This is a genomic window from Comamonas sp. BIGb0152 (assembly GCF_024809975.1).
In the GTDB taxonomy this organism is placed as follows: domain Bacteria; phylum Pseudomonadota; class Gammaproteobacteria; order Burkholderiales; family Burkholderiaceae_C; genus Comamonas.
The window spans coordinates 309,662-334,356 of record NZ_JANUDY010000005.1; the positions used below are offsets into that span (position 1 = coordinate 309,662).

At 65.4% G+C, this 24,695-nt stretch carries 23 protein-coding genes; 14 read left to right on the forward strand and 9 right to left on the reverse strand.

Going from position 1 to position 24,695, the window contains the following annotated elements:
* Positions 1–2 precede the first annotated feature (2 nt).
* From M2375_RS12335 to M2375_RS12350, 4 genes are read right to left on the reverse strand one after another with little or no spacing between them, the layout of a single operon-like run.
* On the reverse strand, positions 3–749 hold the full coding sequence (locus M2375_RS12335) for a sulfite exporter TauE/SafE family protein (RefSeq protein WP_259167266.1): 747 nt from the start codon (positions 747–749) through the stop codon (positions 3–5).
* The gene (locus M2375_RS12340; protein ID WP_259167268.1) at positions 746–1,036 is read right to left on the reverse strand and encodes a 2Fe-2S iron-sulfur cluster binding domain-containing protein; all 291 of its coding nucleotides are present in this window, start codon (positions 1,034–1,036) and stop codon (positions 746–748) included. Before M2375_RS12340 ends, M2375_RS12335 begins: the two co-directional genes overlap by 4 nt.
* A gap of 10 nt (positions 1,037–1,046) precedes the next feature.
* Positions 1,047–1,364 carry a ferredoxin gene (locus M2375_RS12345; RefSeq protein ID WP_259167270.1) on the reverse strand — a complete coding sequence of 106 codons (318 nt, stop codon included), beginning with the start codon at positions 1,362–1,364 and terminating at the stop codon, positions 1,047–1,049.
* Between the two features lie 9 nt (positions 1,365–1,373).
* The gene (locus M2375_RS12350) at positions 1,374–1,730 is read right to left on the reverse strand and encodes a (2Fe-2S)-binding protein (RefSeq protein ID WP_259167272.1); all 357 of its coding nucleotides are present in this window, start codon (positions 1,728–1,730) and stop codon (positions 1,374–1,376) included.
* Between the two features lie 302 nt (positions 1,731–2,032).
* Here M2375_RS12350 and M2375_RS12355 point away from each other — a divergent pair, with 302 nt between their 5' ends.
* The 7 genes from M2375_RS12355 (at position 2,033) to M2375_RS12385 (ending at position 8,447) form a co-directional block, all read left to right on the forward strand.
* Entirely contained in the window at positions 2,033–2,770 is a 738-nt protein-coding gene (locus M2375_RS12355; RefSeq protein ID WP_259167276.1) for a TenA family transcriptional regulator, read from the forward strand.
* A 90-nt stretch (positions 2,771–2,860) separates the two neighbouring features.
* Positions 2,861–4,318 carry an aldehyde dehydrogenase family protein gene (locus M2375_RS12360; RefSeq protein WP_259167284.1) on the forward strand — a complete coding sequence of 486 codons (1,458 nt, stop codon included), beginning with the start codon at positions 2,861–2,863 and terminating at the stop codon, positions 4,316–4,318.
* A gap of 26 nt (positions 4,319–4,344) precedes the next feature.
* Positions 4,345–4,821, forward strand: coding sequence for a heme-binding protein (locus M2375_RS12365; protein WP_259167288.1), 477 nt, complete (start codon positions 4,345–4,347; stop codon positions 4,819–4,821).
* 49 nt (positions 4,822–4,870) lie between these two features.
* The gene (locus M2375_RS12370; protein ID WP_259167296.1) at positions 4,871–5,899 is read left to right on the forward strand and encodes a 2Fe-2S iron-sulfur cluster-binding protein; all 1,029 of its coding nucleotides are present in this window, start codon (positions 4,871–4,873) and stop codon (positions 5,897–5,899) included.
* A 17-nt stretch (positions 5,900–5,916) separates the two neighbouring features.
* Entirely contained in the window at positions 5,917–6,696 is a 780-nt protein-coding gene (locus M2375_RS12375; RefSeq protein ID WP_259167297.1) for an SDR family oxidoreductase, read from the forward strand.
* Positions 6,697–7,055: 359 nt separating this feature from the next.
* On the forward strand, positions 7,056–8,162 hold the full coding sequence (locus tag M2375_RS12380; protein ID WP_259167320.1) for a ProQ/FINO family protein: 1,107 nt from the start codon (positions 7,056–7,058) through the stop codon (positions 8,160–8,162).
* Positions 8,163–8,321: 159 nt separating this feature from the next.
* A complete protein-coding gene (locus M2375_RS12385; protein ID WP_259167322.1) occupies positions 8,322–8,447 on the forward strand; it encodes a hypothetical protein in 126 nt (41 codons plus the stop codon).
* On the opposite strand, the gene M2375_RS12390 is transcribed toward M2375_RS12385, so the two are convergent.
* The 3 genes from M2375_RS12390 to lplT all read right to left on the reverse strand — a co-directional run bounded on the left by M2375_RS12390 (position 8,444) and on the right by lplT (position 11,266).
* Complete coding sequence (locus M2375_RS12390) at positions 8,444–8,944, reverse strand: glutathione peroxidase (protein WP_259167323.1); 501 nt, start codon at positions 8,942–8,944, stop codon at positions 8,444–8,446. The two genes, M2375_RS12385 and M2375_RS12390, sit on opposite strands and share 4 nt — an antisense overlap.
* Before the next feature lie 23 nt (positions 8,945–8,967).
* On the reverse strand, positions 8,968–9,849 hold the full coding sequence (locus M2375_RS12395; RefSeq protein WP_259167324.1) for a DMT family transporter: 882 nt from the start codon (positions 9,847–9,849) through the stop codon (positions 8,968–8,970).
* Positions 9,850–9,964: 115 nt separating this feature from the next.
* Positions 9,965–11,266, reverse strand: a complete 1,302-nt coding sequence (gene lplT / locus M2375_RS12400) for a lysophospholipid transporter LplT (protein WP_259167343.1) — start codon at positions 11,264–11,266, stop codon at positions 9,965–9,967.
* 146 nt (positions 11,267–11,412) lie between these two features.
* Between lplT and alr the strand changes: the two genes are divergently transcribed.
* A complete protein-coding gene (alr, locus tag M2375_RS12405; RefSeq protein ID WP_259167347.1) occupies positions 11,413–12,516 on the forward strand; it encodes an alanine racemase in 1,104 nt (367 codons plus the stop codon).
* A gap of 74 nt (positions 12,517–12,590) precedes the next feature.
* On the opposite strand, the gene M2375_RS12410 is transcribed toward alr, so the two are convergent.
* Together M2375_RS12410 and M2375_RS12415 are read right to left on the reverse strand one after the other, a co-directional pair.
* Positions 12,591–13,862, reverse strand: coding sequence for a type II toxin-antitoxin system HipA family toxin (locus M2375_RS12410; protein ID WP_259167353.1), 1,272 nt, complete (start codon positions 13,860–13,862; stop codon positions 12,591–12,593).
* Entirely contained in the window at positions 13,859–14,482 is a 624-nt protein-coding gene (locus M2375_RS12415; RefSeq protein ID WP_259167356.1) for a helix-turn-helix transcriptional regulator, read from the reverse strand. Before M2375_RS12415 ends, M2375_RS12410 begins: the two co-directional genes overlap by 4 nt.
* A gap of 368 nt (positions 14,483–14,850) precedes the next feature.
* On the opposite strand from M2375_RS12415, the gene M2375_RS12420 reads away from it, so the two are divergent.
* The 6 genes from M2375_RS12420 (at position 14,851) to M2375_RS12445 (ending at position 24,660) form a co-directional block, all read left to right on the forward strand.
* Positions 14,851–15,435 (forward strand): TetR/AcrR family transcriptional regulator, encoded by a 585-nt coding sequence (locus M2375_RS12420; RefSeq protein ID WP_259167363.1) that lies wholly within the window; start codon positions 14,851–14,853, stop codon positions 15,433–15,435.
* Positions 15,432–17,096 carry an MFS transporter gene (locus M2375_RS12425; RefSeq protein ID WP_259167366.1) on the forward strand — a complete coding sequence of 555 codons (1,665 nt, stop codon included), beginning with the start codon at positions 15,432–15,434 and terminating at the stop codon, positions 17,094–17,096. Before M2375_RS12420 ends, M2375_RS12425 begins: the two co-directional genes overlap by 4 nt.
* A 35-nt stretch (positions 17,097–17,131) precedes the next feature.
* A complete protein-coding gene (locus M2375_RS12430) occupies positions 17,132–18,346 on the forward strand; it encodes an HlyD family secretion protein (RefSeq protein ID WP_259167368.1) in 1,215 nt (404 codons plus the stop codon).
* Complete coding sequence (locus M2375_RS12435; RefSeq protein ID WP_259167369.1) at positions 18,343–19,791, forward strand: efflux transporter outer membrane subunit; 1,449 nt, start codon at positions 18,343–18,345, stop codon at positions 19,789–19,791. The genes M2375_RS12430 and M2375_RS12435 overlap by 4 nt, the downstream gene beginning before the upstream one ends.
* A 178-nt stretch (positions 19,792–19,969) precedes the next feature.
* A complete protein-coding gene (locus tag M2375_RS12440; RefSeq protein WP_259167375.1) occupies positions 19,970–24,043 on the forward strand; it encodes a Pls/PosA family non-ribosomal peptide synthetase in 4,074 nt (1,357 codons plus the stop codon).
* Positions 24,031–24,660: a 4'-phosphopantetheinyl transferase superfamily protein gene (locus M2375_RS12445; protein ID WP_259167380.1), complete on the forward strand. Its 630-nt coding sequence runs from the start codon at positions 24,031–24,033 to the stop codon at positions 24,658–24,660. The genes M2375_RS12440 and M2375_RS12445 overlap by 13 nt, the downstream gene beginning before the upstream one ends.
* Positions 24,661–24,695: the final 35 nt, after the last annotated feature.

The following is a 24,695-nucleotide window of genomic DNA, read 5'->3' on the forward strand; positions in this document are numbered from 1 at the left end:
AATCAGAGCCAGACGCGCAGCAGGATGATGCAGGCGCTGACGGCGGCGGTGCCCAGCAGCCAGCGGCGGATGGTGGCTTTGGAGATATGGCGGGCCAGGCGGTTGGAGGCCAGAAAGCCCCCCAGCATCCAGGGCAGCAGCACCAGACTGAGCAGCCACTGCCCGCTGCCCATGCGGCCCACCCAGGCAAGGGCACTGAGCGAGACGATGGTGCCGGCAAAGAACACCACGCCTAAGGTGGAGCGCATGGTGGCTGGTGCCAGGTGCTGCATCGCAATCGCAAACGGCGGGCCACCTGCGGCGGTGATGGTGCCCATGATGCCGCTGGCCACGCCGGCAATCGACAGGTTGGTGGTGCTGGGGGCCACCCGCCAGCCCAGGGTGCTGAGGCAGACGGCGGCCAAGATCAGCACGGCAAACAGAATGGACAGCGCATGGGTGCTGAACAGCACCAGCAGGCCGGTGGCGGCAAAGGTGCCGATGACGCGGCCCACCAAGGTTGCGGCAGCGACCTGGCGGTTGAGCGCATCGCGCTCGCGCAGATAGGCCAGCAAGGCCAGCGGCGCGCCCACGGCCAGTAGCGGGCCGGGCACCAGCTCGGGAAAAAAGATCGCCGCCAGCGGCGCGCAAAACATCGCATAGCCCAGGCCGCCCACGCCCTGCATGGCCGCGCCGGTCAGCACCATCAGCCCCATGGCCAGGTAGCGGCCCCAGGCCAAGTGCTCGGTGAGTGCGGTCCAGGCCATCATGGGCGGGGGAGCCAGCTGACCTTGATGTCGCCGTTGACAAAGGTCTGGCAGGCCAGGCGGTGGCCGGCGGCGAACTCTTCCTCGCTGAAATGCTTGCGCTCCTTGGCCTTGATGGCATCGGTGTGGGCCAGGCCTTCCTCAATGCGGCATTTGCAGGTGCCGCACAGGCCGCCGCCGCATTTGAAAGGGATGCCCCCTTTCTCGCGCAGCGAGACGCGCAGCAGGTTGCTGTTTTCCGGGGCCTCGACGGTTTTGTTGTCGTTGCTGACAAAGGTGATGGTGGGCATAAAGGGGCAATCAGGCGGCGGGTGGTGCGCTGAGGGGCGCTGCTGTCAAGGTGGAATCCAGCGCGCCGAACTGGCACAGGTGCTGCAGCTCGCTGCGGGCTTGCTCCAGCGATGCAAAACGCTCCAGAAACTTGGAGGGCACCTGGTTGGTGGTGCCGCCGGGGCCTTCCTCGATCACCTGCACCTTGGTCTCGCGCAGCAGCTCACCCACCGCAAACCGGGCGAGCAGGCGACCGCAAAAGTGGTAGTCCCAGGCTTCTAGCAGGCGGATATCGGCGTTGGGCTGCGTGTGGTACTGGCCGGGCTTGCTGGTCAAAACTACGAACATGGGCTTTCCTTATGCAGCGGGGGTGGCGGGCGTGGTGCCTGCAGCGCTGGCCGTGTGGGCGGTGCTGGCGGGCAGCGGCACTTGCGCCAGCTCCAGGTCATGCTCGGGCCAGAGCTGGCACACCAGGCGAAAGCCTTCGTCCAGGTGCGTGCCCAGCTGCTTTTTCTCTTTCCAGTTGGGTGCCGGCAGGTGCTCGGCCCCCGCCAGCACCTTGCAGGCGCAGGTGGCGCATTTGCCCATGCCGCATTGGTAGGCCAGGTGAGGAAAGGGGAACTGCTTGATCCCCGCGCGCACCACCAGGTTGGCGCCGGTCTTGACCTCGCCTTGGAAGGTCTGGCCATTCTTGTGAAAGGTGATCTGGGGCATGGGTTCCTCCGCATTGCAATTACGTATACTGTATACAACTGGATGTTGTGGATGTACTAGGGATAACGTGAGGATGAGGGAGTTTGGCTTGGGTTGCAGCGCATAGATATTGAGGAATATCAGGAGCCTGTGACTCTTGAGCGGCCAGGATGGTGTTTGCGATTTGATGGGGCTAGGGGTAAGCACTGAGTTGGAATGGGGTGTGAAAACATTGACCTCGTATTCTGTATACAGTATTCTAATTCTGTCGCTTGGCTAGTTATGACTTGGCGACGACCCCAACATCTTCAGAGGAACCCGCCATGACCAGCACATTGATGAACCGCGACGACTTCCGCGCTGCGCTTGAAAATGCCATCAAGGGCAAGAGCGCCAACAAGGCCCCTTTCAGCGTGGCCTGGGCCACGGGCCGTTTGAGCCGTGAGCACCTGGCGCGCTGGGCTGAGAACCACTACCACTATGTGGGCCCGTTTGCCGACTACCTGGGCTACCTCTATGCCCGCACCCCTGACCATATGACCGAGGCCAAGGACTTTTTGCTGGCCAATATGTATGAGGAAGAGATCGGCGGCGACCGCCATACCGATCTGCTGATCCGCTTTGCCGAGGCCTGTGGCACCACGCGTGCCCGGGTGGTGGATCCGAACAATATGTCGCCCACCACGCGCGGCCTGCAGTCCTGGTGCTATGCGATTGCGATGCGCGAAGACCCGGTGGTGGCGGTGGCCGGCCTGGTCGTGGGGCTGGAGTCGCAGGTGCCGTCGATCTACCGCAAGCAGACGCCCACCTTGCGTGACAAGTACGGCTTTACCGACGAAGAGGTCGAGTTCTTTGACCTGCACATCGTCTCGGACGAAATCCATGGCGAGCGCGGCTACCAGATCGTGCTGGAGCATGCCAACACGCCCGAGCTGCAAGCCAAATGCCTGCGCATCTGCGAGATCGGTGCCCAGATGCGCCTGCTCTACACCACGGCGCTCTACCACGACTACGTCGCCAAGGACCTGCAGATCTCGCAGGAAGAGCTGCTGGCAGCCTGAGCCTTGCTGCACCCCCTAGCGCAGGACAGTGGCAGGCCCTTGGCGCCTGCCGCTGTTTCCGATCCCCCACCTCTCCAAGACCTCTCCACCATGGCTGACACCGTGCAAACGTTTCTGAACTATATCGACGGCGCCTGGGTGCCCTGCTTGTTGGGCCGCACCTTTGACAACCTCAACCCCGCCGATACCCGTGATGTGCTGGGGCGTTTTCAGGCCTCAGGCCCGGCCGATGCCGAGGCGGCGGTGCAGGCCGCGCAGAAGGCCTTTGAGGGCTGGCGCAAGCTGGCCATTGGCAAGCGCGCCAAGATCCTCAACGATGCGGCCAGCTACCTGGAAAAGAACGTGGAGCAGTTTGCCCAGGAGCTGACCCGCGAGGAAGGCAAGCAGCTGAGCCAGGCCCGCGACGAATTTTTGCGCAGCGCGCAGACCCTGCGCTTTTACGCCACCGAAGGCCAGACCCTGGGCGGTGAGACCTACCCGCAGGACGACGCCAATATGCATGTGTTCAGCCACCGCGAGCCGCTGGGCGTGGTGACCGTGATCTCGCCCTGGAACTTCCCCGCCTCCATCCCGGCGCGCAAGCTGGCACCAGCGCTCATCACCGGCAACACGGTGGTGTTCAAGCCCTCCTCGGATGCGCCGCTGTCCGGCCTGCGCCTGGTCGAAGCGCTGGAGAAAGCCGGCGTGCCAGCGGGCGTGGTCAACTGCGTCACCGGCCGCGCTGGCGAGGTGGGGCCGGTGATCACCAATTCGCAGGCCATCCGCGCCATCTCGTTCACGGGCTCTACCACGGCAGGCACCCAGATCCACCGCACCGTGCACCTCTCCACCCGGCTGCAGATGGAGCTGGGCGGCAAGAACCCGTTGATCGTGATGGAAGACGCCGACCTGGACACGGCGGTGGACCTGGCAGTCAAAGGCGGTTTCTCGCTCACGGGCCAGGCCTGCACGGGCACCAGCCGCATCCTGGTGGTGCCCAGCGTCAAGGCGGCGTTTACCGACAAGCTGCTGGCGCGTGTGGCCCAGCTCAAGATCGGCAACGGCATGACCCCGGGCATGGACCTGGGCCCCTTGGCGACCGAGAAACAGCTGCAGACGGTGTTGAACTACATCGCCATTGGCAAGCGCGAGGCGCGATGGCTCTGCGGTGGCGAGCGTCTCACCGGCGGTGAATTCGACCACGGTTACTACCTGTCGCCAGCGGTGTTTACCGATGTCAAAAACAGCATGCGCATTGCGCAGGAAGAGATCTTTGGCCCGGTGCTGGCGATCATCGAAGTGGCGGATTTTGACGATGCACTGCGCCAGGCCAACGACTCGCAGTACGGCCTGTCGGCCAGCATCGTCACGATGAACCCGCGCTACATGCATGTGTTCACCAACGAGATCCAGGCGGGCACCGTCAAGATCAACCGCACGACCACCGGCAACCTGGTCAACGCCCCCTTTGGCGGGCTGAAGAACTCCAGCACCTCCACCTTCCGCGAGTCCGGCCGCGCCGGGCTGGAATTTTTTACCCAGATCAAGACCGTCTACCGCGGTATCTGAACCCCCCGACTTGAAGAGGAAACACGATGAAAAGCGCATTGAAACTGGAACTGGCAGAAGCCCGTGTGATGTCCCTGGCCGCCCTGGCCAAGGCCAAGGAGATTGGCGTGACCGAGACGGTTTGCATCACCGACGAAGGCGGCTTTCCGCTGGTGCTTGAACGCATGGATGGCGCGCGGGTCACCGGCCCGCAGATTGCCTGGAACAAGGCCTTCACGGCAGCCGGGCACAAGCGCTCCACCCACTTGTTCAACACCTTGCCCAATGGGCCTGCGCTGCCGGGCAACGAGGCCTTTGGCATCCAGTGGAGCTTTGAGGGCAAGTTTGCCGTGTTTGTGGGCGGCTACCCCATCGTCGTCAACGGCGAGGTGATTGGTGGCGTGGGCCTGTCGGGTGGCAATGGGGAGCAGGACACCGCCTGCGGCGTGGCCGCCTTGCAGGCGCTGAAAGACCACCTGGGCGCCACGGCCGAGGTGCTGGTGCAAGCCGACATCAAAAAATAAAGCCCGCCAGCGACAGACACACCAAGCGCAAGAGAGCACGAGGCCTGCGATGAACTACCGCGTACAGTGGCTGCAGACGCAGCAATCGTTTGAGGTGGGTGCCGATGAGTCGGTGCTCGACGCCGCCACACGCCAGGGCGTGGCACTGCCCCATGACTGCACTTTTGGCGGCTGTGGCAGTTGCCGCATGAAGGTCGAAGAGGGCGACTTTGCCTATGCTGATGGTGAGCTGCCGTTGGCCATGGGCGAAGAGGAGCATGCCCAGGGCTATGCGCTGGCCTGTCAGGCCCGGGCACAGTCGGATCTGGTCATCAGCATCGCGACCGGCCCGGCCTGCTCGCCGCCCACCCGGGTGCAGGCCACCGTGGCCGAGCTGCGCCTGCACACGCCCGATATCTACCACCTGGCCCTCGACCTGCCCGAGGACCATGGCCTGCACTACGCGCCGGGCCAGTACCTGAACATCTGCCTGCCCGGCGGCGAGCACCGCAGTTTTTCGATGGCCACGCCGCCGCAGGGCCGGCGCATCAGCCTGCAGATCCGCAAGATTGCCGGTGGGCGCTTTACCGAGGGCCTGCTGGCAACAATGGCGGTGGGCGATGCGCTGGAGGTGGAGCTGCCCCACGGCAGTTTTTACTACCGCGCGCAGGATTACCAGCCGATGGTGTTTGCCGCCACCGGCACCGGCTTTGCGCCGATCAAGGCCATTCTTGAATCGCTGCTGGGCGATGCCGATTGCCCGCCCATCCACTTTTACTGGGGCATGCGCAGCGAGGCCGATCTGTACCTGCTGGCTGAGATCGCGGCCTGGGCCGGGCAGCTGTACGAATTCACGTTTGTGCCGGTACTCTCGCGCCCATCGGACCGCTGGACTGGCCGGCGCGGCTATGTGCAGGACGCCATTGCCGAAGACTTTGAGGACCTGTCCGAGCATTCGATCTACCTCTGCGGCTCGCCCTCTATGATTGCGGACGCCAAGGCGCTGATGGCGCTGTCGGGTGCGGCGCTGGACAAGATCTACAGCGACTGCTTTATCTTTCAAAACGAAGCGGCCGCCGTGGCGGAGCTGAGCGAATAAGCCTAAGGAATAAGACCATGGATTTGGGATTGACAGGCAAGGCCGCGCTGGTCTGGGGCGGCAGCAAGGGCATGGGCTATGCCGCAGCGCGCCAGCTGGCGCTGGAAGGGGCCAAGGTGGTGATTGCCGCGCGCACCGAAAGCAGCTTGCAGGCAGCAGCGCAGGCTTTGACTGCCGAATGCGGCCGCACGGTGCGCTATGTGGTGGCCGACATCACCAAAAAGGCGGGGCGCGAGGCCGCACTGGCCGCCTGCCCCGAGCCGGACATTCTGGTGAACAACTCCGACGGCTACCCGCCCGGCGACTTCCGCGACTGGACGGACGAGACCTGGCACGAGGCCCTGGACATGATGATGGTCGGCCCCATCGACATGATGCGCCGCGTGGTCGATGGCATGCAGCAGCGCGGCTACGGGCGCATCATCAATATCGTCTCGCGCAGCGTCAAGGCCGCGCATGCCGAGCTGGGGCTGTCCAATGGCGCACGCTCGGGCCTGGTGGGCTTTGTGGCGGGGCTGGCGCGCCAGACGGTGCGCCACAACGTCACCATCAACAATGTGCTGCCCGGCGCGTTTGATACCGATGCCCAGGCCCGCCATATCCATAAGCTGGCCCAGCAAAGCGGCCAATCGGCAGCCCAGGTGCGCCAGAGCCGCGAGGCCGCCAACCCCGCAGGCCGCTTTGGCCGGCCCGAAGAAGTCGGTGCGCTGATCGCGTATCTCGCCTCGCAGCACAGCGGCTATGTGACCGGGCAGAGCTGGCTGATCGACGGGGGCGAGTACCCGGGAACCTATTGAGCACGCAAGCGACATTGCCAACGGGGCGTCCCCGTCCCCTAAGGACCCTCTGCAAAACTCCCTGCCGTGGTCTGAACGCGGGCTCGGGCGATCCGCTGCGTTGTCTTCCTTGTCAATAGCTACAGCTATTGACTGCAAAAGACGCCTTACGTCTCATCCCGATCCGCGTCCATCCCGCTTGGCGAGGCTTATGCAGAGGATCCCTAGAAAGCCCTCCTGCGGTGTGCAGCTGCTTACTTGGTGATGGGCTTGATTCGTTATACTTGCAGTCTTGCCTTGGGTAATCCAGGGCGTTTTGCTTTTTACCGGTGCAGCTGCTCTTGGCGGGTCTGCACTTTTTTCTGCGCCAGCCCTTGTTTATGACCGAACCGACCCTCCCCACCTCTTCTGATGCTTCCGCACCGGCACCAGCGCCGGCTCCGGCTGCGCCCGCAGCGGGCGGTGATACGCGTCGCCAGCCCAAGCAGGAGCGCTCCGAGCGCCCGGCAGGCAAAGCGCCGGTGCTGAACTCGGCCATGGCCGATGCGCTGCGCGCGGCCACCAAGGGCCATGCGCTGGAAGTGGCTCCCGCCCCCGCGCCTGCTGAATCGGACGCTGCACCTGTGCAACGCCAGGAACGCGCCGAGCGCCCGGCACGCACGGGCCAAGCCCCCCGCCGCAGCAACAAGCCCGGCAGCGGTGCACGCCGTGAAGGCCCGGCAGCGGGTGGCCGTGGCCCCCGCCGCGATGGCGGCCAAAGTGCGCCCCAAGCGCCCAAGGCACCTCCCCGCCCCCGCCACCCGGTGGTGGAGAAGCTCGCGGGCCTGTACCCCGCGCTGTTTGGCGACCAGCCCCTGCCACTCAAGCGCGGCGTGTTCCAGGACCTGATGGCCGCCCACCCCGATGCCTTCGAGAAGAATGAGCTGAAGGTGGCCCTGGGCCTGCATACCCGCTCGACCCGCTACCTGAACGCCGTGGCCATGGGCCAGTCCCGCCACGACCTGCAAGGCCAGGTGGTCGAGGCGATGGCGCCTGAGCACGTGTTCCATGCGCTGGTGGAGTCCTTCCGCCGCCGCAAGCCCCGTGATGGCGAAGACCTGCAGCTCAAGCTGCGCCGCCGTATCGGCATGGCCTACATCGGCTCCGACCTGAGCCGCGATGACTTCCTGGCCAAGGTCCAGGTCAAGGACGAAGCCACCCAGGCGCTGCTGGCCGAAGCCATGCAGGAAGTTGCCGAGTTCGACGCCAAGGCCGAAGCGCTGGCCACCGCCCATGCCGCCAGCGGCAAGAGCGTGGCCGAGTTTGCCGACATGTACGGCATGCACCCGGCGGCTGTCGAGCGCCATCTGCACCGTGCCGCGCAGGTCAAGGCCATTGCCGCCCGGCCTGCACCTGCTGCAGCCGCAGCACCTGAAGCCGCTGACGTGGAGGCCGAAACCGAGGAAGCCCCCGCCAAGGCGGACGACAGCGCGGCTGCCGCCGAATAAGCCAAACAGCCTGAGCATTCAGGCGGAAACCAAAAAGCTGCCCACGCGCCAAAAGCGTGGACAGCTTTTTTTATGGGCTGGCTTGCTGGCCGCGCTGCGCCTGCATACACTGAGCCTCTGACACCTGCGGATGGCATCCATCTGCGCAAGGAGCGATCCATGAAGCCCGATACCCCTACCCCCAACAGCCAGCGCCGCTGGCTGCGCAAGTTTTGGGGCGTAGTGTGCGTGATTGCCGGCCTGGTCAGCATTGCGGCCGGGCTGGAGGCTGCGCTGCTCGACTAAGCGCTGCCGGCCAGGGCCTTTTCAATGGCCGCTTGCAACTTGGCCGGCTTGGTCATCGGCGCAAAGCGCTGCACCGTTGTGCCATCACGCGCCACCAGAAACTTGGTGAAGTTCCACAGAATGCGCCCGCCCAGCAGGCCCGGTGCCTGCGCCTTGAGCCAGGTAAACAGCGGGTCGCTGTGCGGGCCGTTTACCTCCACCTTGGCCAGGCTGGGGAAGCTCGTCTGGTAGTGCAACTCGCAAAACTGCGCAATCTCGGCATTGCTGCCCGATGCCTGCGCACCAAACTGGTTGCAAGGCAGGCCCAGCACCTGCAGGCCTTGGGGGCCGTACTGCTGCTGCAGGGCTTCCAGCCCCTGGAGCTGCGGCGTAAAACCGCAGGCGGTGGCGGTGTTGACGACCAACACCACCTGGCCGGCGTAGCGCGACAGCGGCAGGGGCTTGGCGCTGGCGTCGTGGAGAACGAAATCCTGGAGCGTGTGTTGGGGCTGGGGCATGGCGGCTATCTTAAAACAGCCGCTCAAGGCAGGCGTGATTCAATCGCCGCAATCAGCGAGGCCGACAGCACCAGCGCGCCGCCCAGCAGCAGGCGGCCCGAGAGCACGGCGCCTTCGATCATCACGTTCGAGGCGCTGGCAAACACCACCTCGGACAGCATCACCACGGCAGCCGTGGTGGCGGCCAGGCGCGAGGCGCCGTATTGCAAGGTCCAGTTGCTCACCATGATCAGCAGCGCCACGACCAGCACCATCAGCGGCCAGCTCCAGGCGATGGCAGGGATGGCCGGCATGCGGCCCAGGTAGATGCCCAGCACCGACATGGCGCCGGCGGCAACCAGCCCGCCAAAGAACATGGCCAGCATGCGCGCCTCGCCCGGCACCCGGTACTGGCTGCGCAACACCACATTGGTGCCGGCAAAGGTGAAGCCGCCCACAATGGCCAGCGCGTCGGGCAGCGAGAGGTTGGCCGTCAGGCTCTGCCAGGTGGCACCGGCCGGAATCATCACGATCAGCACGCCGCTGAAGGCCAGCACCAGGCGCAAGATGGAGTACTTGTTGGGTCGTTCGCCCAAAAAGTACCAGGCCAGCAGCACCGACCAGGCGGGCATTAGATAGAACAGCAGCACCACGCGCACCACATCGCCGGTGGTGGCGGCCCAGTTGAACAGCACATTGGTGCTGCCCGAGGTGAAGGCCAGCAGCAGCAGCATGGGGTGGCGCCGGGCAATGGCCGCCGCCGTGGGCTTGACCAGCAGCAGCCCGCAAAACAGGATCAGGTAGACCAGGGCTGTGCCCAGCACCGGGTGCACCCCCATCGCCTGCAACTGGCGGAATGGCCACCAGATCGTGCCCCAGATCAGGGCATTGGTCATCAGGGCTAAAAAGGGCAGCGCGGTGAGCATGGGGCAACGGGGAGCAGCGCCTGGGGTGCACAGGCGCTGTCAGCTTTCTATTTTGAGGGGAGGGCGCGCCGCAGGGTGGCTGGCAGAACCTGCGCCTAGGTCACTGTGCGGTGGCTCAGTGGTGGTCGTGGCGGGCAATGTCCAGCAGCCGTTTGACTTCCTGCGGATGCTGCTTGCAATTATGCCGGTGCCACAGCAGGATGCACCACATGATGCCCGCCACCAGCAGGCCAAAGCAGGTGATGGCGCCATAGGCCGACATGCCAAAGCGGGTGAACATGCTGTAGACGACGCCCAGGCCCAGGATGCAGGCCTGTTCGTTGAAGTTCTGCACGGCAATCGAGCGGCCCGAGCCCATCAGGTTGTGGCCCCGATGCTGCAGCAGTGCGTTCATCGGCACCACCAAAAAGCCGCCCAGGCCCCCCAGCAGAATCAGAAAAGGCACCGCCAGCCAGATGCTGTGGATAAAGTTCATGCCCACCACCAAGAGGCCCATCGCAATGCCCAGCGGGATCACGCGCGTGGCGCCATCGAGCTTCATGCGCATGGAGGCCAGTATGGCGCCGACCGCTGTGCCAATGGCCACCACGCCGACCAGGGCCGAGGCCTTGGTGGTGCTGTAGCCCAGCGCCACCGCGCTCCAGGCCAGCACGATGTAGCGCAGGTTGCCCGAGACGCCCCAGAACAAGGTGGTGGTGGACAGCGAAATCTGGCCGAGTTTGTCGCGCCAGAGGCGGTGGTTGCAGCGCCAGAAGTCGGGCAGCAGATCCATGATGTTGGAGAACATGCTGCGCTCAAGATCCTGGCGCAGCGGCACCAGCTTGGTATTGGTGCGGGGAATGCGGGTGTTGAACCAGGCAGCACCCGCGTAGAGCAGGCCGATCACGCAGATCGCCGCCTCGGAAGGGGTGTTGATGGCGGTCGTGATCAGTGGCAGATCGATGGACAGCAACCAGCCCGAGACCTGGGGACCCACCAGCTGGCCGCCCAGCAGCACGCCCAAAATGATCGAAGTGATCGTCAGCCCCTCGATCCAGCCATTGGCCCGCACCAGCTGGCTGGCCGGCAGCAGCTCGGTGAGGATGCCGTACTTGGCGGGGGAGTAGGCGGCGGCGCCCAGGCCAACAACGGCGTAGGCGAGCAGCGGGTGGTGGCCAAACAGCATCAGCAGGCAGCCGATCACCTTGATGGCATTGCTGATGAACATCACCTGCCCCTTGGGGTAGGCATCGGCAAAGGCGCCCACAAACGGTGCCAGGATCACGTAGAACAGCGCGAACATGGGCACCAGGGCAGCGCGTTGCCACTCGGCAGCCCCTGCATTGATCAGCAGATCGACCGCAACCACAAACAGGGCGTTGTCGGCCAGCGAGCTGAAAAACTGCGCCGACATGATGGTGTAGAAACCGCGCTTCATTCGTTGGGGAGGCTAATAAGGGATGCTAATGGCGCGAGAAATTTGTAAGCTGCGTGTAGGGAGTCGAGGTTATAGCACGCAGGGGCGAAAGCACGGTGCCAGAATACTAGGGGTTTTCATAATCTTGTTGTGAGTATTCATTCGCCATGCCGCGTCCCATTCTAGCCACCATTCACACTGCTGCTTTGCAACATAACCTGGCACGCGCCCGACAGGCGGCGCAAGACGCCAAGCTCTGGTGTGTGGTGAAAGCAAACGCTTACGGGCATGGTATCGAGCAGGTGTTTGACGGCATGCGCGCCGCCGATGGTTTTGCGCTGCTGGAGCCCTCCGAAGCCCAGCGCATCCGCGATCTGGGCTGGCGCGGCCCCATCCTGCTACTCGAAGGCGTTTTCGATGCCCGTGACCTGGAGCTGTGTTCGCGCCTCAACCTCTGGCACACGGTGCACTGCGACCAGCAGATCGACTGGCTGGCGGCCCACAAGACCCAGCAGCCCCACCGCGTGTTTTTGAAGATGAACTCCGGCATGAACCGCCTGGGCTTCACCGCCGAGCGCTACCGCTCCGCCTGGGCCCGCCTCAATGCGCTGACCCAGGTGGACGAGATCTCGTTCATCACCCATTTCAGCGATGCCGACACCGCCAAGGGCATCGGCGCGGCCATGGCGCTGTTCAACCAGACCACCTTGGACCTGCCCGGCGAGCGCAGCATCTGCAACAGCGCCGCCATGCTGCGCAACCCCGATATGTCGGCAAGCCAGCGCGGCGACTGGGTGCGCGGCGGCATCCTGCTCTACGGCAGCGCGCCCGATTACCCGCTGCAAACCGCGGACGACTGGGGTCTGCAGCCCACGATGAGCTTGTCCGCCAAGGTCATCGGCGTGCAGGAGCTGCAGCCGGGCGATACCGTCGGCTATGGCTCCCACTTCACTGCCGACAAGCCCATGCGCATCGGCGTCGTCGCCTGCGGCTATGCCGACGGCTACCCGCGCCACTGCGGCAACGGCACCCCCGTGCTGGTTGACGGCCAGCGCGCGCGCCTGATCGGCCGGGTCAGCATGGACATGCTCACCGTCGACCTCACGGACATCCCCCAAGCGGGCTGGGGCAGCGAGGTCACCCTCTGGGGCCGCGCCGCCAATGGCAGCGTGCTCTCCATCGACGAAGTGGCCCAGGCCGCTGGCACGGTGGGCTACGAGCTGATGTGCGCGGTAGCGCCGCGCGTGCCGGTGGTGGTGGATGGGCATTGATCTGCCTGAAAGATAGGCAGATTTTCGAGGGTCGGGCCGGTATTGCTCAACAGGTGAGGCTGACCCAGCAGGCCTTAAAGATAGGCCTGTCTTTGTAGTCGGAGCGCGTCGCGGTCGATGCTGGCGGCGAGCTGCTCCATATCCACAGGGCTGACACCCAGCGCTTTGAAGTGCGCGGCCCATTGGTCAACAGCAGAAGCTACCTGCTGTACCAGTGCGATGGCGCGGGGCCTTTTGATCCCGTATTCATTGATCTGCGTGAGGGCGTTGTCGAGGCTGGATTCGGACCCCATGGTGCCCACGCTGAGGGCCTGGTAGCCCAGGTTCTGGAGGCTGGGCACCACGTCGTAGGCGGGGCTGAGGTCGTAATAGCCGTCCTCCAGATTGAGGCTGATGCTGTGGTTGCGCTCATGGTCGTCGGTGTTGTCCATGAGGATGTTGAAGACCATGCGCTTGAACAGCTCCTCACGCATGGCCGCCTGCCGCTCCGGGTGGCCCAGGCGCAGCAGGATGCTTGCCAGATCACTGTAGCTCAGCTCCAGCCCCGCAGCGCGCAAGGCGGTGTGGGCGGATTGGCAGTGCACGCGGAAGGGACCGATGCGGTCAAAACGCGCAATGGTGAGCGCGTGCCGCGCCTTGCTATAGCGGGGGGGCAGTGGCAGCACGGCGGTTTGGGCGGTGTACAGCCCGGCCTGCGCGGCCAGCGTCATCGTCGCGTGTTCAATCAACGGGGTATCCACAGGGTCATCCAACTCGCTGAACTTGATGACGCAGGGGCCGTTGTCTGTTTGTAGCAAGGCCTTGGGCCGTGCGCCGCCCAAGGTGACGCCGGGTTGGATCAGCCGCTGTACCTCGGGGGTGATTGGGGCCTGGGTCTGCACATCTTCCACAGCGGCAGCGAGTTGCGCCAAGTCCTTCAGCTGTGGGTAGGGCCCAATGTAGCGCGGCAGATAGTGCTCGGCAGAAGTGGAAATGCCCAGCGCGCCAAAACGGTCATCTCCCGCAAAAAGCAGCATCTCCAGAATCGACAGGCGTGCAGGCCGGTCGATATGGCGGATGATGCGCTCGCCCCAGCGGTCAGGCCGCGCGTCGTCAATGGCGCCAGGCGCCGTGTGTTTTTCGTCATTGCTGAAAAGTTGGCCTTGTACCAAGGGCAGGTCTTGGCTGAGCGCAAAGTTCCACCAGTCCGGCGCATAGCTGAATGTGGCGCAATCTGCCACCAGCTGCGAAAGGCTGACCGTGCCTGCCAAGGTGGGCGCTGCCGGGTTGACCAGAGCCCAGACATAGAGCTGGTCTTGCGGCACATAGCTACGTGCTGAGACGTAGGGGAAGGCGTCGGCGGTCATGGCTTTTGGGGAGGCTTCTTGGCCATGAGCGCGGCAAGTCCTGGGGCTGCATCGCTGATTGCTTTGAGGTGCCGCCCGTTGGGTGAGTCATAGAACGACATCAAAGCCTGGAAGCTGGGAGAAAGAGCTTTCGTTAACGGGTTGGGCGAGAGCTTTTGAGCCGCAGCCGCAAGCTGTCCAGCGGGCATTTTCTTCACGGCGGCACTGAGTTGAAGAGCTGGATGCTCGCGCAACGCGCGCATTGAACTTGGATCTATCGGCGCTTGTGCTGATATTGCTGGGGATACGGCCACGCGCGGAGCTGCGGGCTTGCGCTTTGCACGGGCTTTCGCCACTTCTTTCTCCAGCGCCGCATGGTCGTTCTGTGGCGCGATCAACTCGCCGAGCTCCGCTTTGGGATTGATCAGCCACATGCACATCACATAGGAGGCCATCGCGACCGACGGGTCACCCCGTTCGATGCGGGCCATCGTGGGCTGTGAAATGCCCAGGCGTTTTGCCCATTGCGCCTGCGACTCTCCTCGCCGCTTACGGGCGATGGCAATGTTCTGCGCCAGCTTTTCGATCTGCTGCAGGACGGCTTGCGGGTAGTCGGAAGGCGATGTGTTTTGACGAGGCATTCATAGATATTAGTCTTTTGCCAGAAAAAAGCAAATCTATGAATTATTTCTTCTTCTGTGCTGACGAAAAAATACCAATCTCTGCTTGCACTGAGTTTAAAACAACATAGATATCATCATTTTTGCGCATTTCATTCATCTATGAATATTTAAGGGGTAATGGTGCCATTCCTCATCACTCTTCAACAGCAAACAGCGGATCTTTGGGAGCATCCAGCATCTCCTCCTCCTCGACGGCGTAGCCGGTGAACTGACCAAAAAAACAGACCACCGTTAACCCACGGGTTTACCCTGGTGCCACAAGGGTCTGTGCAGGTCTGAAAAAATTAGCGTACAGTTTTGTACGTTTAATGCTTTTGCCCCACACCATGACCACCAAAGAACGCCAACCCCGCAGCGATGCGCTGGCCCATCGCAGCCAGCTGCTGGATGCGGCTTTGCATGTGTTTACCGAGCAGGGGGTGACGGTGGCTTTGGATGTGGTGGCCGAGCGGGCGGGGGTGAGCCGCACGACGCTGTACCGCAATTTTGCGGACCGGTCCGAGTTGCTGCGGGCCTTGCTGATCCATATCCTGGAGCGGCTGGCGGCCAAGGCCCATGCTTTAGGTGATACGGGCGATGCGGATGCCTTGTTCGAGTTTTTGCGGCTCTGGGCCCATGACTCGGTGCTGACCGTGCCGCTGACCGACTACTGGCGCTCGCTGCCGCTCGATGATCCCTTGGTGATCGATCTGCGCGCCCGCCTGCTGGCGCTGGTGACGCCTTTGCTGTTGCAGGCCAAGGCAGCAGGACGCTGCCGGGAGGATCTGCAAGGTGGCGATCTGCTGCTGATTGTGGGCATGTTCAGCGCAGCAAGGCGTGGCCGCACGCCGGCCGAGCGCCTGCAGCTGAGCGACCGGGCCTGGCAGCTGATCACTGAAGGCCTGCGCACCGATGCCCGGGAGGCGGTATGAACGCGCCTGCCTTTCGTTATGTAGAACAACCGCCTGACTGGGAAACGCATGAGCGCCCCGTGCTGCCGGGCTCGCCCGCGCGGCTGCAGCACACGCTGCCCCGGCGCTTGGCCTACATCTTGGTGGGCCTGTTTGTGGGCCTGGTCGGCGGTCTGGGCAATGGGCTGGTGACCGCCAATCTGACCTCCATCCAGGGCCAGTTGGGACTCACCCCGGTGGAGGCCGCCTGGCTGCCCGCCGCCTATGTGATGGTCAATGTGACGGCCAACCTGCTGGTGTTCAAAAGCCGCCAGCAGCTGGGCCTGCGGGTGTTTGCCGAATGGGGCCTGGGCATTTATGCGCTGCTGGCGCTGCTGCACGTGTTTGTCGAGGGCTACACCATGTCCATCATCGTGCGGGCCGTGGCCGGTTTTGCTGGCGCCACCACCACCTCGCTGGCTGTCATGTATGTGATGCAGGGCTTCCCGGTCTCCAAGGTGCCCTCGGCCTTCATCCTGGGCATGAACATGTCCTCGATCGCCGTGCCGCTGGCCTGGGTGCTCTCGCCCTCGCTGGTCAACGTCAACCCCTGGCCCCATTTGTATGCGTTTGAGGCCGGGCTGGCGCTGATGGCCTTTGCCGCCGTGGTGGTGCTCAAACTGCCGCGTGGCCTGCAGATCCATGTGTTTGAGCCGCTGGATTTTGTGACCTTCTTGCTGGTGGCGCCAGCCGTTGGCCTGCTGTGCGCGGTGCTGGCCCAGGGCGTGAATGCCTGGTGGTTCAGCACCCCTTGGCTGGCCTATGCGCTGATCGCCTCGCTGCTGTTGTTTGCGCTGGCCGCCCTGCTGGAGTACAGCCGGCGCACGCCGCTGATCCAGCTGCGCTGGCTGATGCACCCGACCACGCTGACCTTTATGGCCGGGGCCATCATGATGCGCTTCATGATCTCGGAGCAGAACTACGGCGTGGTCGGCCTGCTGCGCGCCATGGGTGTGGTGCCCGAGCAGCTGCAGGCGCTGTATGGCGTCATTTTTGTCGGCATGCTGCTGGGCGTGATCGTCGGTGCGGCTACTTTCAGCCCTCAGGCCATCCTGCCGCAGATCCTGACCTCGATCCTGCTGATCGGCGTGGGCGGCTGGCTGGATCTGCACTCCACCAGCCTGAGCCGCCCGCATGACTTTTTCTTCAGCCAGTTTTTGATCGCGTTCTCGGCGGCGCTGTTCATGGGGCCGGTGATGATGATCGGCATCCAGCGTGCGCTGGGCAAGGGGCTGGACCATATGGTCACCTTTGTGGTGCTGTTCTCGGTCACCCAAAGCCTGGGCGGTTTGCTGGGCCCCGCGCTGCTGGGCAGCATCCAGCAGCAGCGCGCCCAGCTTTACACCCAGGCCATTGCGGCCGATATGCCGGTGACCAACCCGCTGGTCGCGCAGCGCCTGGCCCAGCAGTCCCAAGCGCTGGGCCGCACCATCACCGACCCGGTGCAGCGCGGTGCCCAAAGCCAGGCCCAGCTGGTGCAGGTGATCCGGCGCGAGGCCGCCGTGCGCGCCTTCAACGATGTGTTCCGGGTGATTGGCGCGATGGCGCTGGCCTTTCTGGCCTGGGCGTTCTACCGCGTGCTGCGCCAGCGCATGCTGGCCTGGCTGGCGCGGCGCCGAGGCGCGCTGCCGGCGCCCGTCTGAACCCCCTTTGGACCCTTATCTACAAAGCAACAACAATGTCTGATACTGAAAACACTTCTCCCAACGCTGCACCCGCTCCCACAGCGGTGCCTGCAGCGCCCCAAGCCACGGCGGCCCCTGCCGCCACTCCGGCGCCCGCCGCCCCCGCGCCTGGGCCTGCGCCCGCTGCCTCACCCACCGCCAAGCTGATCCGGCCCAGCCGCCGTGCGGTGCTGACCATGGCGGTCGTCGCATTGGCGGGTGTGCTGCTGGTGCTCTGGGCCTGGAAGCTGCCGCCCTTTGCCTCCGACATGATGCGCACCGACAACGCCTATGTGAGGGGCCAGATCACCGTGCTGGCCCCCCAGGTCAGCGGCTATGTGACGGAGGTGAATGTGCAGGACTTTGCCCATGTCAAACGCGGCGATGTGTTGCTGCGCATTGATGCCCGCATCTACGAAGAAAAGGTGGCCCAGGCCCAGGCGCAGCTGGACAATGCCCGCGCGCAGCTGGCCAACTCCGACCAGACCCAGGCGCAAAACCGTGCCAACCTGGGCGCGCGCCAGGCCAGCCTGTCGGCGGTGGATGCTGAGGCCCGCCGCGCGGGCGCTGATCTGCAGCGGGTCGAGGACCTGGCCGCGCGCGGCTCGGTGTCGCTGCGCGAGCGTGACCAGTCGCGCGCCACCAGCCAGCTGGCCAAGGCCAATGTGCAAAAGGCGCAGGCCGATATCCGCATTGGTGAGCAAAGCATCAAATCCACCCAGGTGGCGCGCGCCAGCCTGGAGGCCCAGGTAAAGGCTGCCCAGGCCCAGCTGGGGCTGGCCCAGATCGACCTGGACAACACGGTGGTGCGCGCGCCGCGTGATGGCCAGATCAGCGAGGCCTCCGTGCGCCAGGGCCAGTACGTGGCCTCGGGCACCCAGCTGCTGTTTTTGGTGCCTGACCAGCTCTGGGTGGTGGCCAACTTTAAGGAAACCCAGATCGCCCACATGCAGCTGGGCCAGGCCGCGAGCTTCTATGTGGATGCGCTGGAAGGCGCGCAGCTGCGCGGCCATATCGAGCAGATGGCACCGGCTACCGGCTCGGAGTTCAGCGTTATCAAGGCAGACAACGCCTCGGGCAACTTCATCAAGATCGTGCAGCGCCTGCCCATTCGCATTGCCATCGAGCCCGACCAGCCGCTCGCTGCCCGCCTGCGCCCCGGCATGTCGGTGGAAGTGCAGGTGGACACGCGCGCGGCCAAGGCCGCTGCGCAAGGAGAACAGCCATGACCCGCACCCCGCATTTGCGCGGCCCGGCATGGACCACGCTGACGACCCTGGGCATGGCCTTGCTGCTGGCCGGTTGCGCACCGGCCTTGCGCCAGGCGCCCGCCGATGCGGCCGTGACCGTGCCCAGCGCCTGGGCGCAGACCGAGGCCGCTGCCACCAGCGGGCCAGAGGCAGCGGTGCCCGTGGCCTGGTGGCAGGCCTTTGGCGATGCGCAGCTCAACGGCTATGTGCAGGCCGCACTGGCGCGCAATGCCAACCTGCAGGTGGCCGGCACCCGCGTAGCCGCTGCCCGCGCCCAGCTGGCGGCGGCGGATGCGGCCATGCAACCTAACCTGTCGCTGGGCGCCAATGTGGGCGCCACCCATACCTTGACGGCCTCGGGCATCACCACCAGCCGCTCCGTTCAGCCGCAGCTGCAGGCCAGCTGGGAGCCCGATCTGTGGGGCCGGCTGGGGGACCGCAGCACGGCGGCCGATCTGCAGTACCGCGCCAGCCAGGCCGACCGCGATGCGGTGGCGCTGACCGTGGCGGCCACCACGGCCCAGGCCTATGTGGATCTGCTGGGCCGCGAGGCGCAACTGGCGCAGACGCGCCAGACCTTGCAGACCCGCAGCACGGCGCTGCAACTGGCGCGGGACCAGGAATCGGTGGGCTATATCTCGCGCCTGCAGGTGACGCAGGCGCAGGCCGAGTACGAGGCGGTGCAGGGCCAGATCCCGCCGTTGGAGCTGGCCATTGCGCGGCAGTACAACGCCTTGCAGTTGCTGGCCGGTGATGTGCCCGCCGTGCGTGCTACCGCTGCGGCCGATGGCCAGGGTTTTGCCCGCCTGCAGATGCCGGTGGTGCCCGCTGCACTGCCCTCGACCCTGCTGCGCCGCCGGCCCGACCTGGTGCAGGCGGAGCTCAACCTGGCCGCCAGCGATGCCAGCCTGCGCGCCAGCCGCGCCGCCTACCTGCCCCAGCTCAACCTCAGCGCCAGCGCGGGGCGGCTGTTTGTCAATGCGCTGCAGTACAACCCCATCAATGTCTGGAGCCTGGGTGCCAGCGCGCTGGCGCCGCTGTTTGATGGCGGCCGGCTCGACGCGCAGTACGACAGCGCCACCGCCCAGCGCGACCAGGCCGCCTATGCCTACCGGGGCGCGGTGCTGTCGGCGCTGGGCGATGTGGAAAACGCGTTGGTGGGCGTGCAGCGCCTGGCCGAGCAAGAGCAGGCGGCCGAGCGCCGCCGCGCCGTGCTGGCCCAGACCCTGGGCTATGCCAAGGACCGCTATGAGGCCGGCTATGCCTCCTACCTGGAGCAGATCGATGCCCAGCGCAACCTGTTCCAGGCCGAGACCGAGCTGGTCAACCTGCGCCAAAGCCGGCTGGACAACCAGATTGCGCTGTACCGCGCGCTGGGCGGTGGCTGGTCGGCCGATGCCATCTTGCCGACTGCTGCAGATTAGGCGGGGCTTAAGCCGGGGCCAAAGCGTTGCGCCCAGCCCTCAGACGGGCAGTGCCTGGGGTGATCCCGGCGCGGCGGGCCCTGACGCCGCCGCATAATGCGCGAATGCCCCATTCTGGGGCGTTTTGTGCAGGAGGGCGGTGCGCTTGCGCCTTCTGCAGCTGCCGGGTATTGCTGCCATGTCTGAGACTGTTGTTTTGCGGGGCCCTGAGCGCCCCGATCTGTTGCGCCACGAGGTGCTGGCCGATGTGTTCGAGGCCACCGCCTACGCCCACCCCGAGCAGCTTGCGCTGATCGCCGGCGAGCGGCAGCTGACCTACGCCCAGCTCGATGCCGATGCCAGCCGCGCGGCACACCGTTTGATAGAAGCGGGCATTGGCCCGGGCGACATGGTGGGCCTGTGGCTGCCACGCGGCATTGCGCTGCTCAGCCTGCAGCTGGCCATAGCCAAGACGGGCGCCGCCTGGTTGCCCTTTGACAGCGAGACACCGCCCGAGCGCATAGCGACCTGCCTCGAAGACGCCGGCGCCAAGGCGCTGCTGATGGCCGCTGCCACGCCCCAGCAGGGCCTGCGCGATGCCCAGGTGCTGTGCCCGCTGCTGACCGACCTGGACCTGCTGGCCGAGCTGCCCGCAGGCACCCCGCTGCGCCGGCGCAGCAATGCGCAGCCCAGCGATCCCGCCTATGTGATCTACACCAGCGGCTCAACCGGCAAGCCCAAGGGCATCGCCATCAACCAGGGCAGCATCTGCCACTTTCTGCGCAGCGAGAATGCACGCCTGGGCGTGCGCCTGGGCGACAAGGTCTACCAGGGCTTCTCGGTGGCCTTTGACATGTCGTTCGAAGAGATCTGGATCAGCTACCTGGTGGGCGCTACCTTGTGGATTGCGCCGCGCGAGATAGCCGGCGACCCCGAGGCCCTGCCCCAGGCCTTGCTGGCCCAGCAGGTGACGGTGCTGCATGCCGTGCCCACCTTGCTGGCGCTGTTTGCCCAGGATGTGCCCAGCCTGCGCATCATCAACCTGGGCGGCGAGATGTGCCCGGAGGCCCTGGTCGATCGCTGGGCCCGCTCGGGCACTGGCGCGCCCCGCCAGCTGTTCAACACCTATGGGCCGACCGAGGCCACCGTATCGGCCAGCCTGGCCGAGCTGCAGGCCGGCGCGCCCGTCACCATCGGCACGCCCCTGCCCAACTACAGCATGGTGGTCGTGCAGGTGATCGAGGCGGACAGCTTTCCTGCCGGCACCGCGCCCCGCTTGGTGGGGCTGCCGGCCGGTGAGGTGGGCGAGCTGTGCATCACCGGCCCCGGCGTGGCGGCCGGTTACCTGGGCCGGCCCGAGCTGACGGCTGAGAAGTTTCTGGACAACCCCTGGCCGGCAGGCCCGCATGACACGCGCCTTTACCGCACGGGTGACCTGGCGCGTATCGATGAAAAAGGCCAGATGCAGTGCCTGGGCCGGGCCGATGACCAGGTGAAGATTCGTGGCTTCCGCGTGGAGCTGGGCGAGATCGAGGCCGTGCTGGCCCAGCAGCCTGGCGTGGGCACCACGGCGGTGCTGCTGCGCAAGGACGATGGCATCGACCAGCTGGTGGCCTTTTATGTGCCGCTGGATGCGTCCACCAGCCCCAGCCACGCGGCGCTGCGCAGCGCGCTGGCCGAGCGCCTGCCGCCCTATATGGTGCCGGCCCGGTTTGAGGCGCTGGCGCTGATGCCGCGCCTGACCTCGGGCAAGATCGACCGCAAGGCGCTGCGCGCGGCCGCGCTGAGTGCCGCCGTCGACAACGGGGACTCTGACACCGCCGAGACCCCGGCCGAGGCGCTGCTGTTTGCCGCACTGGCCCAGATGTTCCCCGGTCAGCCCATTCGCCGCAGCTTGGATTTCTTCAGCGACCTGGGCGGCCACTCGCTGTTTGCCGCCAGGCTGACGTCGCTGCTGCGCGCCGATGCGCGTTTTGCGCAGGCCACCGTCAGCACCATCTACCAGCAGCGCCGCGTGGGCGCCATTGCCCAGGCGCTGCAGGCCGGCATGGTGGCAGACGATGCGCCGGCTGCTGCGCCGCGCGCGTTCCGCGAGCATTCGGCCTTGCGCCGCTGGCGCTGTGGCGCTGCACAGGCGGTGGCGATTCCGTTTCTGGTGCTGGTCAAGATGGCGCAATGGCTGGCGCCCTTCTTCACCTACCATTTCTTCACTGGCGACGAGAACGATTCGGTGCCGCTGGCCATTGCCATCTCGGTGCTGGCCTTTGCGCTGGCCACGGTGCTGGAGTTTGCCGTGGCCTGGGCCGGCAAGTGGCTGATTGCCGGCCGGCTCAAGCCTGGGCGCTACCCGCTGTGGGGACTAACCTATTTCCGCTGGTGGCTGGCGGACCGGCTGGTCGAAGCCGTACCGGTGGGCATGATCACTGGCTCGTCGCTGTTTCCGCTGTGGCTGCGCGCGCTGGGCGCCAAGATCGGCAAGGATGTATTGCTGGGCTCGATGACCGTGCGCGCCCCCGATCTGCTGCGCATTGGCGCAGGCGCCAGCGTGGGCAATGTGGTGAGTCTGGAGAACGCCCGGGTCGAAGGCGGTTGGCTGCTGCTGGGCACCGTCGATATCGGTGCCGATGCCTGCATTGGCTCTTATGTGGTGCTGGAGGGCAATACCCGCCTGGGCGACTGGGCGCATCTGGAGGGGCAGTCGAGCCTGAGCGATGGCCAGGTGCAGCCCGCGCGCAGTGTCTGGACGGGCTCGCCCGCCCAAGCCGTCTCGGACTTTGACACCAGCTGCATGCCCGAGCGTGTGCGGCCCAGCGCCGCCTGGCGCGCCTGGGAGATGCTGGTCTATGCTGTGGGCGGCCTGAGCATTGCCACCTTGTTCTTCATGCCGGTGTTCCCCGCGTTCTTGCTGATTGACTGGCTGGATGTGGACTCGATCTCGGTGCGGCCTTTGCTGGAAGACGGCACGGTGGATGCGCTGGGTGCCTTCATCCTGCGTTTCCTCAAATTCTTTGTTTTGGCGCTGCCGGCCAGCCTGGTGCTGGTGGTCTGCACCATGCTGGTGGCGGCTTTGATCCGCTACCTGTTCCTGCCCCGGCTGCTGCCCGGCACCTGGTCGGTGCACAGCGGCCGCTACCTGGGCAAGTGGCTCACCAACCAGATCCAGGAAGGCAGCCTGGCCACCTTGCACGGCATCTATGCGACGGTGTTTTCGGCCAGCTGGTACCGCATGCTGGGCGCCAAGGTGGGCAAGCGCACGGAGCTGTCGACCGCGCTGGGCGTGGTGCCCGATATGCTGACCCTGGGCGACGAATGCTTTGTGGCCGATGCCGTGATGCTGGGCGATGAGCGCATCGATGGCGGCTATATGACGGTGCAGCCCACGGTGGTGTCGCGCCGCAGCTTTATCGGCAATGGCGCTTATGTGCCCGATGGCTCGACCATCCCCGAAGGGGTGCTGATTGGTGTGATGTCGGCCGTGCCGCGCAATGCCGACATGCAGGCGGGCCAGACCTGGATTGGCTCGCCGGCCATCAACCTGCCAGCGCGCGAAGTCGTGCAGGGCTACCCCGACCATTTGACCTTTGCCCCTTCGCGCCGCCGCGTGCTGGGCCGGGGCCTGGTCGAGGCCTTCCGCATTGGCGCGCCCCATGCGCTGGTGATTGCCGCCGGTTATGCCATCGTGCTCGACGCGATGCCGCTGGCAGCAGCGGGCCGCTGGGGCGCGGTGGTGCTGGACCTGGCCGTCGCCGGCATGGTCTTTGGCCTGGTGGCTTTCTGGGCCGTGGCGCTGTTCAAGTGGCTGCTGGTGGGGCGCTACCGCAAAAAGGCGGCACCGATGTGGACGCCGTTTGTCTGGTTGTCCGAGGCGACCACCAGCATGTACGAAGGCATTGCGGTGCCCAATTTTCTGCGCTACCTGCGCGGCACCCCCTGGCTCAATCTGGCGATGAACCTGCTGGGCAGCAAGATCGCCAGCAGCGCTTACCTGGACACCACCGATATCACTGAACACGACTGCGTGACCATCGGCGCGCACAGCGAGCTCAATGCGCTGTCTTGCCCGCAAACCCATTTGTTTGAAGACCGGGTGATGAAGGTGGATGACGTGGTGATTGGCGCGCGGGTGACGGTGGGCGCGCGCTGCACCGTGCTCTACAGCGCCGAGGTGGGCGATGGCGTGCAGCTGGGCCCCATGACCTTGGTGATGAAGGGCGAGCGCCTGCCCGCCGGCACCCGCTGGCAGGGTGCGCCTGCGTCGCCATGGCGGGCTTAGGGCTGAAATGGACCGTGCAGCCGCTGGCCCTGTCGCCAGCGCTGCTGGGCCGGGTGCAAGCCCAGGCGGTGACGATGGCTGCGCCGCCATCGGGCGCTTTGCCCCGCGAGCCCATGCGCGAGGCCGTATACCAGTCGCTCTGCCAAGCGCTGGCGCCGCAGCTGGGCTGTGCGCCTGAGCAACTCGCGGTGCAGCGCCGGGCCGGCCAAGCGCCGCAGCTGCTGCGCAACGGGCAGGTGCTGCCGGGGTGGCAACTGTCCATCAGCTATGCCGATGCCATGGCGGTATGGGCCTGCACGCCACATGGCGCCGTCGGCATTGATGTGCAAGGCGCGCCCGGTGATGCCCAGACGGATATCGATGCCGCTGGCTGGCCGGCGGTGGCTGCGCTGTACCTGGAGCCCGAAGCGGCCGCTGCGCTGGCTGGCTTGCAGGGCCTGGCCTGGCAGCACGGTTTTGCGCAGCAATGGGCGCGGCTGGAGGCCCAGCTCAAATGCGCAGGCTTGGCGTTGACCGAAGTTGATGTTCGGCCAAGAGGCTGGAAAAATGGCATGGTTCTGAACGATCTACAGAGTGGTGCAGGGGCGCTGGCGCTGGCCTGGCGCGCGTCGGCCTAGGCGGCATCTGGCTTTAGCGCCCCCGTTACACTGGC